This is a genomic window from Spirosoma terrae (genome assembly GCF_010435915.1).
Lineage (GTDB): Bacteria > Bacteroidota > Bacteroidia > Cytophagales > Spirosomataceae > Spirosoma > Spirosoma terrae.
Genome location: NZ_JAAFZH010000001.1, coordinates 1,118,382 through 1,133,024, shown reverse-complemented (window position 1 = coordinate 1,133,024; position 14,643 = coordinate 1,118,382). Strand labels below are relative to the sequence as shown.

At 46.3% G+C, this 14,643-nt stretch carries 16 protein-coding genes; 9 read left to right on the top strand and 7 right to left on the bottom strand.

Annotation, left to right across the window (positions count from 1 at the left end; all coding sequences use genetic code 11):
* Window positions 1–301: 301 nt before the first annotated feature.
* Genes GK108_RS04955 through GK108_RS04945 form a run of 3 tightly spaced genes read left to right on the top strand, consistent with a single transcriptional unit; the run spans window position 302 to window position 3,546 of the window.
* Window positions 302–2,539: an ATP-binding protein gene (locus GK108_RS04955; RefSeq protein ID WP_163943634.1), complete on the top strand. Its 2,238-nt coding sequence runs from the start codon at window positions 302–304 to the stop codon at window positions 2,537–2,539.
* A gap of 3 nt (window positions 2,540–2,542) precedes the next feature.
* Window positions 2,543–2,974: a response regulator gene (locus GK108_RS04950; protein ID WP_163943631.1), complete on the top strand. Its 432-nt coding sequence runs from the start codon at window positions 2,543–2,545 to the stop codon at window positions 2,972–2,974.
* On the top strand, window positions 2,971–3,546 hold the full coding sequence (locus tag GK108_RS04945; protein ID WP_163943627.1) for a biliverdin-producing heme oxygenase: 576 nt from the start codon (window positions 2,971–2,973) through the stop codon (window positions 3,544–3,546). The genes GK108_RS04950 and GK108_RS04945 overlap by 4 nt, the downstream gene beginning before the upstream one ends.
* Here the strand turns inward: GK108_RS04945 and GK108_RS04940 are convergent, their stop codons facing one another.
* From GK108_RS04940 to GK108_RS04915, 6 genes are all read right to left on the bottom strand, one after another.
* Window positions 3,547–5,571, bottom strand: coding sequence for a PAS domain-containing sensor histidine kinase (locus tag GK108_RS04940; protein WP_163943624.1), 2,025 nt, complete (start codon window positions 5,569–5,571; stop codon window positions 3,547–3,549).
* Between the two features lie 189 nt (window positions 5,572–5,760).
* Entirely contained in the window at window positions 5,761–6,000 is a 240-nt protein-coding gene (locus tag GK108_RS04935; protein WP_163943620.1) for a hypothetical protein, read from the bottom strand.
* 90 nt (window positions 6,001–6,090) lie between these two features.
* Entirely contained in the window at window positions 6,091–6,423 is a 333-nt protein-coding gene (locus tag GK108_RS04930) for a hypothetical protein (protein ID WP_163943617.1), read from the bottom strand.
* An 81-nt stretch (window positions 6,424–6,504) separates the two neighbouring features.
* Complete coding sequence (locus GK108_RS04925) at window positions 6,505–8,100, bottom strand: peptide chain release factor 3 (RefSeq protein ID WP_163943614.1); 1,596 nt, start codon at window positions 8,098–8,100, stop codon at window positions 6,505–6,507.
* Between the two features lie 95 nt (window positions 8,101–8,195).
* Complete coding sequence (locus tag GK108_RS04920) at window positions 8,196–8,573, bottom strand: DUF423 domain-containing protein (RefSeq protein ID WP_163943611.1); 378 nt, start codon at window positions 8,571–8,573, stop codon at window positions 8,196–8,198.
* A gap of 142 nt (window positions 8,574–8,715) precedes the next feature.
* Window positions 8,716–9,378, bottom strand: coding sequence for a YggS family pyridoxal phosphate-dependent enzyme (locus GK108_RS04915; protein WP_163943855.1), 663 nt, complete (start codon window positions 9,376–9,378; stop codon window positions 8,716–8,718).
* Between the two features lie 180 nt (window positions 9,379–9,558).
* Between GK108_RS04915 and GK108_RS04910 the strand changes: the two genes are divergently transcribed.
* The 4 genes from GK108_RS04910 (at window position 9,559) to rplI (ending at window position 11,792) form a co-directional block, all read left to right on the top strand.
* On the top strand, window positions 9,559–10,500 hold the full coding sequence (locus GK108_RS04910; RefSeq protein ID WP_163943607.1) for a hypothetical protein: 942 nt from the start codon (window positions 9,559–9,561) through the stop codon (window positions 10,498–10,500).
* Between the two features lie 138 nt (window positions 10,501–10,638).
* Window positions 10,639–11,004: a 30S ribosomal protein S6 gene (gene rpsF, locus GK108_RS04905; RefSeq protein ID WP_163943605.1), complete on the top strand. Its 366-nt coding sequence runs from the start codon at window positions 10,639–10,641 to the stop codon at window positions 11,002–11,004.
* An 11-nt stretch (window positions 11,005–11,015) separates the two neighbouring features.
* The gene (gene rpsR, locus GK108_RS04900) at window positions 11,016–11,267 is read left to right on the top strand and encodes a 30S ribosomal protein S18 (RefSeq protein WP_012925715.1); all 252 of its coding nucleotides are present in this window, start codon (window positions 11,016–11,018) and stop codon (window positions 11,265–11,267) included.
* An 81-nt stretch (window positions 11,268–11,348) separates the two neighbouring features.
* Window positions 11,349–11,792 (top strand): 50S ribosomal protein L9, encoded by a 444-nt coding sequence (gene rplI, locus GK108_RS04895; protein ID WP_163943602.1) that lies wholly within the window; start codon window positions 11,349–11,351, stop codon window positions 11,790–11,792.
* A gap of 60 nt (window positions 11,793–11,852) precedes the next feature.
* On the opposite strand, the gene GK108_RS04890 is transcribed toward rplI, so the two are convergent.
* Entirely contained in the window at window positions 11,853–12,224 is a 372-nt protein-coding gene (locus GK108_RS04890; protein WP_163943600.1) for a hypothetical protein, read from the bottom strand.
* Window positions 12,225–12,488: 264 nt separating this feature from the next.
* Between GK108_RS04890 and GK108_RS04885 the strand changes: the two genes are divergently transcribed.
* Window positions 12,489–13,487, top strand: a complete 999-nt coding sequence (locus GK108_RS04885; protein ID WP_163943597.1) for a GSCFA domain-containing protein — start codon at window positions 12,489–12,491, stop codon at window positions 13,485–13,487.
* 52 nt (window positions 13,488–13,539) lie between these two features.
* Window positions 13,540–14,643, top strand: a complete 1,104-nt coding sequence (locus GK108_RS04880) for an Mrp/NBP35 family ATP-binding protein (RefSeq protein ID WP_163943595.1) — start codon at window positions 13,540–13,542, stop codon at window positions 14,641–14,643.

Genomic DNA, 14,643 nt, shown 5'->3' with positions numbered 1-14,643 from the left:
TTCAGATTACTTAGCCAGATTATATAAAAAAACAGGCTACCTCGCGTTGTCATTGGCTCACTACGTATCTGCGCTACGTCCCCGGCCTTTCACACTTACAAAAAAGTATCTATAACCACATAAACCGCTAAAAAACAACAAACTAAACAACCCCAAAAGCAGACAATCAGACAAGCAATAGGATTCTAAATAACTTTCTGATTATGTACGTATATTGCCAATTATCACGGTAATTCTTTTCATTGAATTACCGATTAATGGATTTAACCGCTACATCAATCAAGGTAGTACTCTTTGCTTAATGACTCCATCAATCGTTGACTTAACCAACTGTGAACGAGAGCCAATTCATATCCTTGGCTCTATCCAGTCGTATGGCTATCTAGTAGCTATTCAGCCTGAGACATACACTATTGTTCATGCCAGCGACAATATTGACAAACTGCTTGGCATACCGGCCAGCCAGTTGTTAGGCCAGTCTATTGAACAGGCACTGGCCAATTCTGAACTGCCGGTTGGCTCCCTGGTTGAGTTTCTGAACGTAGGCCGACGTAGTGGCAGCTGGGATACGCTTAACCCCTACCAGCTCATTCTGGATCAACAGAACTGGAATCTGATTATTCATGAACACAATGGGCTGATCCTGCTCGAATGGGAGCCAGTAGGCGATCAGAATACAGCCGCCAATCAGCAACTAATTTCCCAGGCACTAACTGAGTTGCAATCTAGCCGTACGATTAAGGAGCTTTTGCAAAACACGGCCAGACGTATTAAAACTATTATCGGGTATGACCGGGTTATGGTATACCGTTTCGAAGCCGACTGGCACGGACACGTAGTAGCCGAAGAGAAAGCAGACCATCTGGAGGCTTATCTTGGTCTACATTATCCTGCTTCAGACATACCCCGGCAGGCTCGCGAGTTATATAAAATCAATCTGGTGCGGCAAATTGCAGATGCAACGAGCACGCCCTCCCGCATTCTGTCCGAAACAGACTGGCCTGCCGACCAGCCACTGGATCTAACGCATTCGGTATTACGTGCCGTATCGCCGGTACATATCGAATACCTGGGCAACATGGGTGTTCAGGCATCCATGAGTATTTCGTTGCTCTATCGGGGTGAATTGTGGGGGCTTATTTCCTGCCATAATTACCACCCCCGTTTTGTTGACTTCTCAGCCCGTCAGGCAGCTAAATTTGTCAGTCAGCTTTTATCAGCGGCCCTGGAGTTCCGAAAAGATGAAGAAGACCAAACCAACTTGCTCAAGTATCGGCAGTATGGTCAGTACATCCACGAACAACTGCTCATTGACGAAAACATTGTGCAGGCGCTGACCAAAAGAGCCCATACGATTCTGGACCTTACCGAAGCGACCGGAGCCGCTTTATTGTTTAGTAACAAAATATACCGCCTGGGTAAAACGCCCGACGAGGCCGAAATTATGGGGCTGGCCGACTGGCTAAAAGCGAGCAACACCGAAAACTTCCTGGAAACGAATCATCTGCCTGCGCTGTATCCGCCTGCCGAATCGTTCAAAGCCGAAGGAGCTGGCCTGTTAGCGGTTGTTTTATCTAAGGAGCTCAATGAGTACGTTTTCTGGTTTAAGCCGGAACGCATACAGGAAGTGACCTGGGCTGGTAATCCTGAAAAACCCGTTACAGTTGGCGAAGATGGTCAGCAGCGCCTTTCGCCCAGAAAGAGTTTTGACGCCTGGACGCAGCTTGTTCATAATACGTCAAACCCGTGGACAGAAGCTGAGGTATCTACTGTCGTGAAACTACGGGAAGATATTTTACAGGTCGTTACCAAACAGGCTAATGAAATTCGTCTCTTAAATCAACGACTTCAGCTGGCTTACGAAGAACTGGATGCCTTTAGCTATACCGTATCGCACGACTTACGTACGCCCCTATCGTCCATCCGGTGCTATTCAGAAATATTACAGGAAGAATATGGTAAAGATATGAGCGCCGATGCACAGGCACTCTTTCAGAAAATTATCGATTCGACCGAACGAATGCGATCCCTGATCCGCCATATTCTCTATTACTCGCGTATGGGCCGAACCGATCTCGATACACAGGAAATAGACATGAAAGAACTGCTGGAAGGCATACGGGAAGAAATTATGGTTACGATGAAAGATCGAGCGTTGACCTTTGAGATTGGCTCAACGCCACCCATACTAGCTGACCCGACGATGGCTCTCCAATTGTTTACCAATCTGATCAGTAACTCGGCCAAATACACTCGCCCCAACCCTGACGCTATTATTCGGATTAGCGGCAAACAATCCGATGGCGAAGTGATTTATACATTAGAAGACAATGGTATTGGCTTTGACATGAAGCAGGCTGGACGGATGTTCGACCTTTTTAAACGGCTGGAAAACGCCCGCCCTTACGAAGGTTCGGGAGTAGGACTGGCTATCGTAAAACGTATTATTAACCGACATGGTGGAAAAATATGGTTTCATAGCGAACCTAATCGGGGAACAACCTTTTCGGTTGCCTTTCCAACGGTTACTACTACCTAACCCATGACCGACGTTTTATACATTGAAGATAATGCCAACGATGCGGACATTTTCTGCCGCCTGATGCAGAAAATAGACCGTCCCGTTAGCTACACCATTATCGCCAGTGGGTCCGAAGCCGTCGATTTTTTAACCAGTCAGGGCGCTTACCAGAATCAGGTAGCTCCCTTGCCCAAACTAATTCTACTTGATCTCAATTTATTAGGCATAAGCGGTTTTGACGTAATTCAGAAAGCCAGAGAAATAGACCGGACCCGTTTCCTGCCTATTATAGCTTTCAGTACGTCCGATAATCCGAAAGACATTAAAACGGCTTATGAAGCCGGAATCAATGCGTACGTAGTAAAACCTGGCACTTATCATGCAACGGGGTCTTTACTTACCCAGCTTTTTACTTTCTGGCTGGATTACAACACTCGAATTGACAGTAAATGATATCGTTACCCGAACAACTACGGCAGGAAACCCGCTCATTACACGAACAGACAGAACAGCTTTTTTATACAGAATCGCTTAAAAACGGTACGTTATCCATCTCGGAATATACGCACCTGCTCCGAACTCACCTGGTTTTTCACAAAGCTCTGGAAGAAGCTATTCGTCAGCATCCCCTTTTTTTTCAGGCATATGATCTTCCCATGCGTACCAAAACGGCCTGGCTCTCTTCTGATTTAGCCAAACTGGACGAACCGCTTCCGGCATCAATGCCGGGGCTCTTCGACAATTGGTCACCAACGGCATTGCTGGGGGCAGCCTACGTAAGCGAAGGGTCGATGTTAGGCGGAACTATTATCTGGAAATTACTCCAACAGAATCCCTCTCTGCAACCGCTTTTATCGGAAGCTCGTTTTTACCGGGGATATGGCCCTCAAACGGGTGCGAACTGGAAGCAGTTTGGCGTTTTTCTTAATCAGCAGGGGGCCAATGATCCCAACAACGTAGTAGAAGCGGCCAAACAAGCCTTCATCGCTTATCAAACTGTTTTTCGTTACGTTCAGCCCGAATAACTATTGGCTGGCGGGCAGAAAAATGGTAAAGGTAGAGCCAACGCCGGGTTGACTAGATACGTCAATAGCTCCGCCATGACTCTCGACTACACGCTGGCAAATAGCCAGTCCAATGCCTGTTCCGCTATACTTAGCGGCATCGTGTAATCGCTGAAAAGGAGTAAAAATGCGGTCTTTGTATTTTTCGTCGAAACCAATACCGTTATCAGCAATGGTGATCAACCAATAAGCCGATGATTGCTGGTCCTGTAATCGATCAGGCAACTCTTCAGCCGAAGCCCGGCAAACGTCGATAGTCATCTCCGGTATCGTATCAGGTTTAGCAAACTTCAGCGAGTTGGCAATTAGGTTTTGAAATAACTGGCGTAGTCGAGGGGCACTACCTAAAACCGGGGGTAAGGACGTAACGTTAATAACAGCCTTTTTTTCCGCGATAACGATTTCAAGATCACTTAGTACGTCGGTTACTACGTTATGTAGCGAAACCTCCACAAAAGGAGCCCGAACTGTTGTTAGCTGCGAGTAGGCTAGTAAATCCCGGATCAATAACTGCATTCGCTGAGCAGACCGCTGAATACGACGAACCATGTCTATTTCGCCATCGGACAGATTATCAACAAAATGGGTATACAGTAAATCGCTAAAGGCCTGAATACGACGTAGCGGCTCCTGCAAATCATGGCTGGCGATGTAGGCAAACTGCTGAAGGCTTTCGTTCGAACGTCTAAGTTCTATGTTCGCTTCACGCAGCTCAGCCGCCTGTTTCATGACGGCTAGTTCCGTTTGTTTACGGTCCGTAATGTTGTTATACGTTACTACAACCCCATCACTTTTCTGTTTCACTGCCGACACTTCAAACCAGCCCTCCAGACCGAACTCATCCCGGTAATATTGCGTACTCTCCTCCGATTCGCCTGTTTCAACAACCCGTACGTATAAATCAAAAAAACCGTTATCCCGATTGCCAGGAAATACCGTCAAAAGCGTGTGTCCAACAATTTGGTCGGGTGTCATGAAATTACTTTTGATTACCGCTTCATTAGCTGTATCCATCATAAAATCAATGACTTCCCCCTGCTCATCCCGAATCGCCGTCATGGCAATGATGCTATTGATCGAAGCATCTAAAATGATACGTAGTTGGTGGGCCTGCTGCTCTACATGATACGTCTGTTCCGATACACGACGATGAAGTGTTTCTTCAGCCTGCTTACTATCTGTTATGTCGATTACGGTGCCAATAAATCGAGTGGCGATCTTGTTGTCATCGAAAAATGCCTGCCCATTAGCCCTGATCCAGCGGAGTTTCCCATCTTCTAACCCTATCGTACGGTATTCTATATCGTAACGACCACTACCATTAGGATCTAGCGCATTCTGAACAACCTGATCGGTTCGTTCCCGATCATCGGGATGCAGACCTTTTAGAAAAACGGAATAATCGACAAATGCTGAGGGTGATAAACCAAAAAGCTCCTTTGTTCGATTCGACCAGAGCAACTCTCCTGTATGCACATTAAGATCCCAGGTCCCCAACTGGGCCGCTTCGGTCGCCAATCGTAACCGTTCTTCCGTTTCCTGCGTTTTAATTTCGGCCTGTTTCCGCTGTGTTACGTCGACCAATACTCCCGAAAACGTAACCGGCTTACCAGCAGCATCATACGTAAGGCGGCCTCGGGCAAGCACCCACTGAACCGTCTGGGCATTGGGTATGATTCGGTACTCGGCCTCATAACCTTTACCCGAATACATGCTCTCCTCAATAGACTTCACTACCCGAGACTGGTCGGCCGGATGAATATTACTGACGAATAAATTGAGCGGCAACCCCTCTTTTTCGTTCGTGGCATCAACCCCAAACATCCGTAGCAAATTTGAGTCGCCAAAGACTTTATCGGTTTCAATATCCCAAAACCAGGTAGCAATCGCTCCTATACTAAGAGCCGTCTGCAACTGGTCATACGAACGTAGTAATACTGTTTCTTCCGGATGTAAATTATGTTGATCAGGATTGAGCCGACTCATACTTAGTACCCTAAAGCAATAGTTAGATTAATTACATGCTAACATAGATTTAATATGATTAGTTATTAATTGCGTCTAAACCTCTTCTCTTTCCTACGTGTTTCCGGCGCCCCCAAGATTGCTCTTGACTTAAAGCGAAAAGCCCCCCAAGGGCTCGGGAGGCTTTTCGCTTGACAAGGTTAATCAGATCTAGCGATTCATTTTCTCTTTTTTCGCTTCTTTCTTCATTTCCTTGTGCATATGCTTCATGTCTTTAGCAGCATCCGCTTTGGCATCGTCGCCCTCTTTCTTGGCATCCTTCTTCATCTGCTTGGCCTCTTTTTTCATTTCTTTATGGGCCATTTTCGCATCTTTCTTGTTCTCGTCCTGAGCAAATGCACCACCCGTCATAAGCAGTGCAACAACGGCTAGCATGATTACCTTTTTCATAGTCTTGTTAGATAAGTAAAACAATAGCTTAACGAGCCTGTAAACGCAAAGGTTATTAAACTTCCGTTAAATGACAGGCCGATCAAAAGCCTACTGGCTATCCGTGCTGGTCTTCTTTTTTTTAGCCTTCACCGTCGATGCTTTTTTGCGAACGCTACTGGTGGCGTCGGTCGACGTAGTACGATTTCCACCGGCATTGGCCGCCTGATTTTGTTCAAGCGTAGTTCCTGTTCCGGTCGATGCACCCATTGTACCATCGTGCGTATTGGCTGCCGACGGGTTTGAGCGCGCGGCATCTACGGGCGATAGGGTGCCTGTGGTTGACGACGATGTTTTTGCCGTACGTTTAGCGGGTTTATCCTGTGCTATTGCCGCGCCCGTCATAAAAACAGCGAAGGCAACGGTTGTGATTACATTCATCATCAGTATTGTTCGTTTAGTGATGATAAACTAACCCAAGTTGCCTTCAGTAGTTTTCGATATGACCAGAATCCAATCGAGCGGCTACACCGCTACGTTGAACTCGGATGTTAAATGAAACTGAATATCAGGATTATTTTGCTGGTTCATACGTAGCATCCAGTCCGATTCTGCCAGAAAAACAGGATTCATATCTTTATCGTAGGCGATCTGGTTTCCTTTAAGGCGAATAAACTCGGTTAGCTTGGTCGGGTTTTCGGCCGTAATCCAGCAAGCTTTGGTATAATTCAGCGGTACCCACCGGCATTTGGCCCCATATTCATTCTCCAGCCGATATTGAATTACTTCAAACTGAAGTTCACCAACCGTTCCAACGAGCTTACGATTGCCAATGCCAAGCGTAAATAGCTGAGCCACGCCTTCGTCTGTCAACTGCTGAATTCCTTTGTCCAGTTGTTTCGATTTCATTGGATCAAGGTTGACCAGTTCTTTAAAGATTTCGGGCGAAAAGCTCGGAATACCCTGGAACTGTAGTTCCTCTCCTTCGGTCAGCGTATCACCAATTTTGAACGTACCCGTATCGTATAAACCAACTACGTCGCCCGGAAAGCCTTCTTCCACGACGCTTTTACTATCGGCCATGAAGCTAAATGGCGAGGCAAACCGCACATTTTTATCCAGCCGCGTATGATGATAGAATTTTCCCCGTTCAAACACACCGGAACAAATCCGCAGGAAAGCAATTCGGTCGCGGTGGCGCGGATCGAGGTTAGCGTGTATTTTAAAAATGAAACCGCTGAAATTCTTTTCCTCTGGCAACACCTCGCGCTTATCGGTCAGCCGGGCAATTGGCTCGGGCGAAATATGGCAGAATCCCTCCAACAGTTCTTTAACACCAAAATTGTTCACCGCCGACCCGAAGAAAACCGGTGCCAGTTTACCATCCAGATACGCCTGCCGATCAAACGTATCATAAACGCCCTCAATTAGTTCAACATCCTCCCGAAGCTGAGCCGCATCGCGTTCACCAACTTTCTGGTCAAGCAGCGCATCATCTAGCTCAATTGGCAGTACGTCGTCTTCTACTTTGGTTTTGTTGACCTTAAAGAAATATAATTTTTTCTCGATCAGGCTGTAAACACCTTTAAAGTCTGACCCCATATTGACCGGCCAGGTCATTGGACGCACGCGAATGTTCAGTTTTTCTTCCAGTTCGTCGAGCAAATCGAACGGGTTCTGTCCTTCCCGGTCAAGCTTATTGATGAAAATAATAACCGGCGTATCGCGCATCCGGCAAACCTCCATCAATCGCTCCGTTTGCTCTTCAACGCCTTTGACGCAGTCGATCACCAGAATAACACTGTCGACGGCGGTTAGTGTCCGGTACGTATCTTCCGCAAAGTCTTTGTGACCAGGCGTATCCAGAATATTTATTTTGAGATTGTCATATTCAAACGTCATAACCGACGTAGCAACCGAAATTCCCCGTTGCTTCTCAATTTCCATGAAGTCGGACGTAGCCGTCTTCTTAATTTTATTAGATTTAACAGCCCCCGCCGTTTGAATGGCTCCACCAAACAACAGTAACTTTTCGGTCAATGTTGTTTTTCCGGCATCCGGGTGACTAATGATGGCAAATGTCCGCCGACGAGCGGTTTCAGCCTGTATATTCGTTTGCATTATTCTCAGAATCAGACGACAAAGATACGGATTGAATGATGAATTATGAATGGGAAATGATGAATGACAGTTTTTCCCTTTTACATTTCATCTTTCTATAAAAACGCCCAGAGCAGCAAAGCCCATCCAGCTATCATGGCCACACCGCCTAATGGCGTAATAGCGCCCAACCAGGTTATCCCCGTGAAGCAGAGGATATATAAGGAGCCCGAAAAAATTAACGTTCCCCCTAAAAACGAATAACCCGACCAGTTTAGTAATTTCACTATGGTTGGATTACTGCCAAATAGCTGCATTAATACGCCTACCAGCACCAGGGCCAGCGCGTGGTAGAACTGGTATTTAACCGCAGTTTCGAACGTTGCCGTTCTGCCCGATGCGTCAAGCATTGCCCGTAATGCGTGCGCTCCGAAAGCACCAATTGCCACTCCCAGCAATCCTAATGTTGCTCCTGCCTGAATAAAAAATTTCATCTGATAAAGTTTGTCAGAACCAGAAAACAATCTCTGAACCGGGATTTTAACAAGATTAAAAAGATTCACATGATCTTGCTGAAATCGTTCTAATCTTGTTGAAATTCCGGTTCAGAGATTATTGAAATCCTAGCTCAGATAGTTAATACATACGACTGCCAAAGATAGCGCTCCCCACCCGAACGAGTGTACTCCCCTCCTCAACAGCAATTTGATAGTCACCACTCATTCCCATCGACAATTCGGAGAAACAAACATTGGCCCTGGTCGACGTAGCGAGTTTATCATACAGTTGCTTCAGTCCGCGAAACTCCAGCCGTATCTTGTTCTCATCGTCCGTGTTCGTGGCCAATCCCATAAGGCCAACAATTTTCACATGGGTAAGCGTTTCCAGGTTGGGATCGTTCAGCAACTGCTCTGCTTCGTCTGTCGAGAGCCCAAACTTGGTTTCTTCATCAGCAATGTAAATCTGAAGTAAACAATCAATGACCCGATCATGCTTCGCAGCCTGCTTGTTTATTTCCTGCAATAGCTTCAAACTGTCGACCGAGTGGATCAACGTAACAAACGGCACAATGTACTTCACTTTGTTCGACTGAAGGTGCCCAATCAAATGCCACGCTACGTCGTCAGGAAGCTGCGGCTGCTTGTCCACCATTTCCTGAACTTTGTTTTCTCCAAATTTTCGACACCCGGCATCGTAGGCTTCCCGTAGCATCTCAACAGGCTTTGTTTTCGTGACAGCAATCAGCTCTGCCCGGCCGCCTAACTCAGCTTCAATCTGACGAATATTATCGGCAATCATCATAACCTAAAAGTCGGTGCTAAGCCGACCGTTTATTAATATTGTGCAAAGATAGGTTTGAGAACTACGCGAAAACGTGTAGCTTTTGGCCTTAAACCATCTTATTGGTGCAATAAATCCGTGAAACATTTAGTTTTGACTGGATCTAACTACAACTATCTGATTTACTAAATAACTCCAATGGAACCTAGACCCCAATCCCGAAACAATAGTCGCAGCTATCTGCTGGCCGCCCTACTGATTCTGGCTGCATTGAACATATTATTGCTGTATTTCTACTACCAGGAGCGCCAGGACAACAAAACGAAAGACGCTACCATTGCCGCTAAAACGGAAGAAGTGCTTTCTGCCAAAACAAAACTCGACTCTATTTCGGCACAGCTGGACGCTAAAATTGCAGAAATTCAGCAACTGGGCGGCAATGTGGATTCGTTGATGAAGGTGAAATCGCAACTGGAAATCGACAAACGCGAACTACGTAACGTCAACTCGTTCGATGGCAAGAAATATGAGCAGAAGATTCGAAACTATCAGGCGTTGCTAGCTCAGAAAGACCAGGAAATTGCCCGATTAAAAGAAGAAAATGGCGTTTTGAGCCAGCAGAATGAATCGTTAACGCAGGAAAATAACAGTCTTAAAGCCGAAAAACAGACCCTGAGCGATTCTGTTGTGGCCGTAGCCACCAAGAACCAGGAGCTGTCCGAAAAAGTCACGATTGCCGCTGCGCTACGTGCCGAAACGGTTACGGCCAATGCGATCAACAAACGCGGAAAAGAAAGCGATGGGGATCGTTACAAAGCTAAAAAGATCGATAAGATTAAAATTTCGGTACGTCTGGCCCCTAATGGTTTGGCTAAGCAGGAAGAAAAAGAACTCTATATGCGCCTGCTCGACCCCAGCGGAGCCGTAGTAGCCGATATGGCAACGGGCTCAGGCGAATTCACCTACAATGGTCAGGGCATGATATACACGGCCATGCAACGGTTCAATTTCGACAACAGTCGTCAAACCGTCGATTTCATCTATGGTCGCGGTGGTCAGCGATTCAACCCCGGTGCATACACGATCGAAATCTATTGCGAAGGATTCCGCATTGGTGAAGGTGCCTTCACCGTCCGGTAACGGAAAACCACGTAGCGCATTGAATGACTAAAAGACGGAAGTGCTTCCGTCTTTTTTTATGACTTATTTAACCGGGAACTGGCAACTAAAAAGTTTTTTACCTACCTTTGCGCCCTCATTTCAAACCAATTACGTACAATGTTTCCTAATAACTACGAAACGGTGTTCATTTTGACTCCCGTTTTATCTGAAACTCAGATAAAGGACGCCGTTGACAAGTTCCGCAAAGTGCTGACCGATAACGGGGCGGAACTCGTTCACGAAGAGAGCATGGGCCTTCGCAAACTGGCTTATCCGATCCAGCACAAGAACACGGGTTACTACCAACTCTTCGAGTTCAAAGCTCCCGGCACGATCATCGAGAAACTCAACACCGAGTATCTCCGTGACGAGCGCGTAATCCGCCATTTGACGGTATCGCTCGATAAACACGCTGTTGCGTACAACGATCGTAAGCGCAATGGATTAGTAGGTAAGAAAAAACAAACCGAAAACGCCGGGTAGGCCCAGTAATCATGAGTTTGCAAAACGAATCAGTCTCGAAAACCGAGAACCGCAAAAAATACGACCGCTTTAAGAAAGCTGGTATCAAATATATCGACTACAAAGACGGCAACTTTCTGCTCAAATTATTGAACGAGCAGGGCAAAATTCTGCCACGCCGTCTAACAGGTACGAGCCTGAAAAATCAGCGCAAAGTGGCCCAGGCTGTCAAACGCGCTCGCCATCTGGCTATCCTGCCTTATGTAGGTGATTCACTGAAATAAAGTTTTCGGTTTGTGATTTTCGGTTGGCCTAGCCTAGAAACTGTAAACGCACAAACCGTTAACTGAAAACTATTTTCAAAAATGGATATTATCTTAAAAACTGATATTGCCGGCCTGGGCTACAAAAACGACATCGTAGCGGTGAAGCCAGGTTATGGACGCAATTACCTGATTCCTCAGGGTTATGCAGTCATGGCTACCGACTCTAATAAAAAGATCGTTGCCGAAAACATTCGTCAGGCTGCTCACAAAGCCGAGAAAATCAAAAATGATGCACAGGCTATCGCTGATGGTATTGGCGAAACCGTTCTGACGATCCCTGCCAAAGCAGGTGACAGCGGCAAAATTTTTGGTCGTGTTACCAACACGCAGGTGGCTGATGCGCTACGTGAAAAAGGCTTCGACGTTGACCGGAAGAAAATTTCGGTTGATGACGTAAAGGTTCTTGGTACTTACGAGGCTTTACTGGATCTTCACAAAGATGTGAAGCACAAAGTGAAGTTCGAAGTAGTATCGGCTGAATAAGCCCACTTGCTACCACAAAAAAGTCGGCCAGGTGCTTATCTTGGTCGACTTTTTTTATGACTATACTTTCGCTTCGATCTCGCTGTAGTACCATTCTAGTGGAGCTTTATGGCGCTCAAAAATGGTCGAAATCTCCTCAAAGACTTTTGTATTTTTATATTTAATTTGTCTCCAGTCGCTGGGATCGAGTACTTTCAGCGTTTCCCGAAGAGTTAACTTCTGAGCCTCCTGCCAATAAACCAGCTTCCTTTTTTCCGCAATTGTCCGATAGAGTAAATCCCTGGCACGAATGGAAAATGATATTTCCTGAAGACGCAATTGTGGAATTTTGTCTATAAACTGTTGTCGGCGATTAATTTCATGGTGAGCCTGATTAATTAATTCATGTAGCGATTCAAAACTTAATCCTTTGATACGTTTCTGGAGGGTCATTGGACTATTGTGTATGTCGAAAAGAATGGTTTCTATGGTGAAAGTAAAAAATATCTCCATATAGCGACATACGGGTACTAACAAATAAACCTTTCGTCGCTTCTTTTTTATCTAACGCGTCGTTTTGCTTACTGTGCCGGATAAGTAGCCTTAAATCAAACACCCTTAAACAATAGCAATTAACCATCTAATAATCAGCCATTAAACCACAAAAAATAAACAAAAATCCAGGAGCTAATCAGGTGTTTTTTTTGTTTATTCTGTATGCAGTTTCATACCGAGTTTTCTCCCGAATCTTTTCCTAATCGCATCGCTCTGAACAGCCGGATCGTAACGATTGGATCATGTTTTGCAGAGGTCATGGGCCGTCGGCTTTCCGATCATAAACTAACGGTTTTAGACAATCCGTTTGGAACTATATTCAATCCGGTATCAATGGCCAAGCTTCTGACCATGTCGCTCAATGCCACTCTTCCTGACGAGAATCGATACGTTGAGCGAGCTGGCATTTGGTTCCACTACGATTTTCACTCCTCACTCTGGGCTACGAGTAAGGATTTATTACGTAGTAAACTGATACAGCAACTGTCCGACACCAATACGGCTATTCGGCAGGCCGACTTTCTGATTCTCACACTCGGTTCGGCGGTTGTGTATCGACATATAGATACTGGTAAGGTCGTAGCAAACTGCCATAAAATGCCCGGTAAGCTTTTCGAGAAATATCTTTATCAAATCGATCATCTGCGCGACGACATGAATCGTTTGTTGAAGACGCTTCGTAATGCGAATCCAAAATTGACAGTGATTCTAACGGTCAGCCCGGTACGTCACACTCGGGAAACCATTCCGCTCAACCAGGTCAGCAAGTCGCTGCTACGTGTCATGGCGCACGAACTAACCATCTGGAACGATTGGGTAGTTTATTTTCCTGCTTACGAACTCATGATCGATGACCTGCGCGATTATCGTTTTTATGAAGCGGATCTTGTTCATCCGAATAAACAGGCACACGATTATATTTTCGGCAAGCTTGCCGAAAGCGCCTTTGACGCCAGCTTATGCCACTTTGTGGCCGAGTGGTCGCAAGTAAGTAAATCATTGGCCCATCGGCCTCTATACGACGATACCAGTGTGGCTCACCGCCAGTTTCTGGCCAAGTTATTGGCGCAATTAGAAGCATTATCGAAGAAGGTAGACGTTTCGGCGGAACTGGCAGAGGTGCATCGTCGTTTAGAAAAATGTGTAATGCATGATGCGTAGCCTGTAAAGGCCTCATACACGTTATCTTACACTCTACATTACTCACTAGCCAATGTCTGATTACCGATTATCCAAAGAATCAGTTTTACAAGCGTTAAGCCACGTTGAAGAACCCGACTTAAAGCGCGACATCGTTACCCTGAATATGGTGAAAGATATTGAGCTCAGCATCGATCAGGTCCGCTTCACGGTTGTCTTAACGACGCCAGCCTGCCCGTTAAAAGAAGTAATTCGCAAACGCTGTGAAGACGCCATTCATACCCACATTGGTCCTGACATTGAGGTTAAGATCAATATGACTTCTGACGTCACCTCAACGCGCGCCAACGCGCCAACGCTGCCTGGTGTTAAAAACATCATAGCCGTGTCGTCGGGCAAAGGCGGTGTAGGCAAGTCGACGGTAACGGCTAACTTAGCCATTGCACTTCATAAATCAGGCGCTAAAGTTGGGATCATTGATGCCGATATTTACGGGCCGTCTATGCCTACCATGTTTGGCGCGGAAAATATTCAGCCCAAAATATACCAGGTAGACGGTCAAACCAAAATGGAGCCGATACGTCAGTTTGGCGTTAAAATACTATCGATGGGCTTTTTGGTTGCGCCAAACCAGGCCATTATCTGGCGCGGAACCATGGCCGGGAGGGCACTGCAACAATTCTTTTCAGACGCCGACTGGGGTGAGTTAGACTACCTGCTGATCGATATGCCTCCAGGAACCGGCGATATTCACCTGACATTGGTGCAGACCGTACCCGTCACCGGTGCCATTATAGTGACAACGCCCCAAAAAGTAGCGCTGGCCGACGCAACAAAGGGACTAGCCATGTTCCGGCAACCACAAATTAACGTACCAGTGCTGGGTGTTATCGAAAATATGTCCTACTTCACTCCGGCCGAATTGCCTGATCATAAGTATTACATTTTTGGTAAAGGTGGCGGAACACAACTGGCCGAGCAGTTTGACGTACCCTTATTAGGTCAGATTCCGCTGGTACAGGGCATACGGGAGGCTGGCGATGAAGGCCGTCCTGCTATCAGTGTCGGCGAACCAATTGCCAGTGACGCCTTTCAGGCCGCTGCCGAAGCGCTGGCTCAACAAGTTGCTATTCGGAATGCCACCCTCGACCGAACAAAGCGCGTTGAAGTTGCATAA

What these genes read in the sequence shown, in the direction of transcription:
- GK108_RS04945 (WP_163943627.1), top strand. Translation starts at nt 2,971, where the DNA reads ATGATATCGTTACCCGAACAACTACGGCAGGAAACCCGCTCATTACAC.
- GK108_RS04890 (WP_163943600.1), bottom strand. Translation starts at nt 12,224, where the DNA reads ATGACCCTCCAGAAACGTATCAAAGGATTAAGTTTTGAATCGCTACAT.
- rplI (WP_163943602.1), top strand. Translation starts at nt 11,349, where the DNA reads ATGGATATTATCTTAAAAACTGATATTGCCGGCCTGGGCTACAAAAAC.
- GK108_RS04950 (WP_163943631.1), top strand. Translation starts at nt 2,543, where the DNA reads ATGACCGACGTTTTATACATTGAAGATAATGCCAACGATGCGGACATT.
- GK108_RS04885 (WP_163943597.1), top strand. Translation starts at nt 12,489, where the DNA reads ATGCAGTTTCATACCGAGTTTTCTCCCGAATCTTTTCCTAATCGCATC.
- GK108_RS04930 (WP_163943617.1), bottom strand. Translation starts at nt 6,423, where the DNA reads ATGATGAATGTAATCACAACCGTTGCCTTCGCTGTTTTTATGACGGGC.
- rpsF (WP_163943605.1), top strand. Translation starts at nt 10,639, where the DNA reads ATGTTTCCTAATAACTACGAAACGGTGTTCATTTTGACTCCCGTTTTA.
- GK108_RS04925 (WP_163943614.1), bottom strand. Translation starts at nt 8,100, where the DNA reads ATGCAAACGAATATACAGGCTGAAACCGCTCGTCGGCGGACATTTGCC.
- GK108_RS04910 (WP_163943607.1), top strand. Translation starts at nt 9,559, where the DNA reads ATGGAACCTAGACCCCAATCCCGAAACAATAGTCGCAGCTATCTGCTG.
- GK108_RS04940 (WP_163943624.1), bottom strand. Translation starts at nt 5,571, where the DNA reads ATGAGTCGGCTCAATCCTGATCAACATAATTTACATCCGGAAGAAACA.
- GK108_RS04955 (WP_163943634.1), top strand. Translation starts at nt 302, where the DNA reads ATGACTCCATCAATCGTTGACTTAACCAACTGTGAACGAGAGCCAATT.
- GK108_RS04880 (WP_163943595.1), top strand. Translation starts at nt 13,540, where the DNA reads ATGTCTGATTACCGATTATCCAAAGAATCAGTTTTACAAGCGTTAAGC.
- GK108_RS04920 (WP_163943611.1), bottom strand. Translation starts at nt 8,573, where the DNA reads ATGAAATTTTTTATTCAGGCAGGAGCAACATTAGGATTGCTGGGAGTG.
- GK108_RS04915 (WP_163943855.1), bottom strand. Translation starts at nt 9,378, where the DNA reads ATGATTGCCGATAATATTCGTCAGATTGAAGCTGAGTTAGGCGGCCGG.
- GK108_RS04935 (WP_163943620.1), bottom strand. Translation starts at nt 6,000, where the DNA reads ATGAAAAAGGTAATCATGCTAGCCGTTGTTGCACTGCTTATGACGGGT.
- rpsR (WP_012925715.1), top strand. Translation starts at nt 11,016, where the DNA reads ATGAGTTTGCAAAACGAATCAGTCTCGAAAACCGAGAACCGCAAAAAA.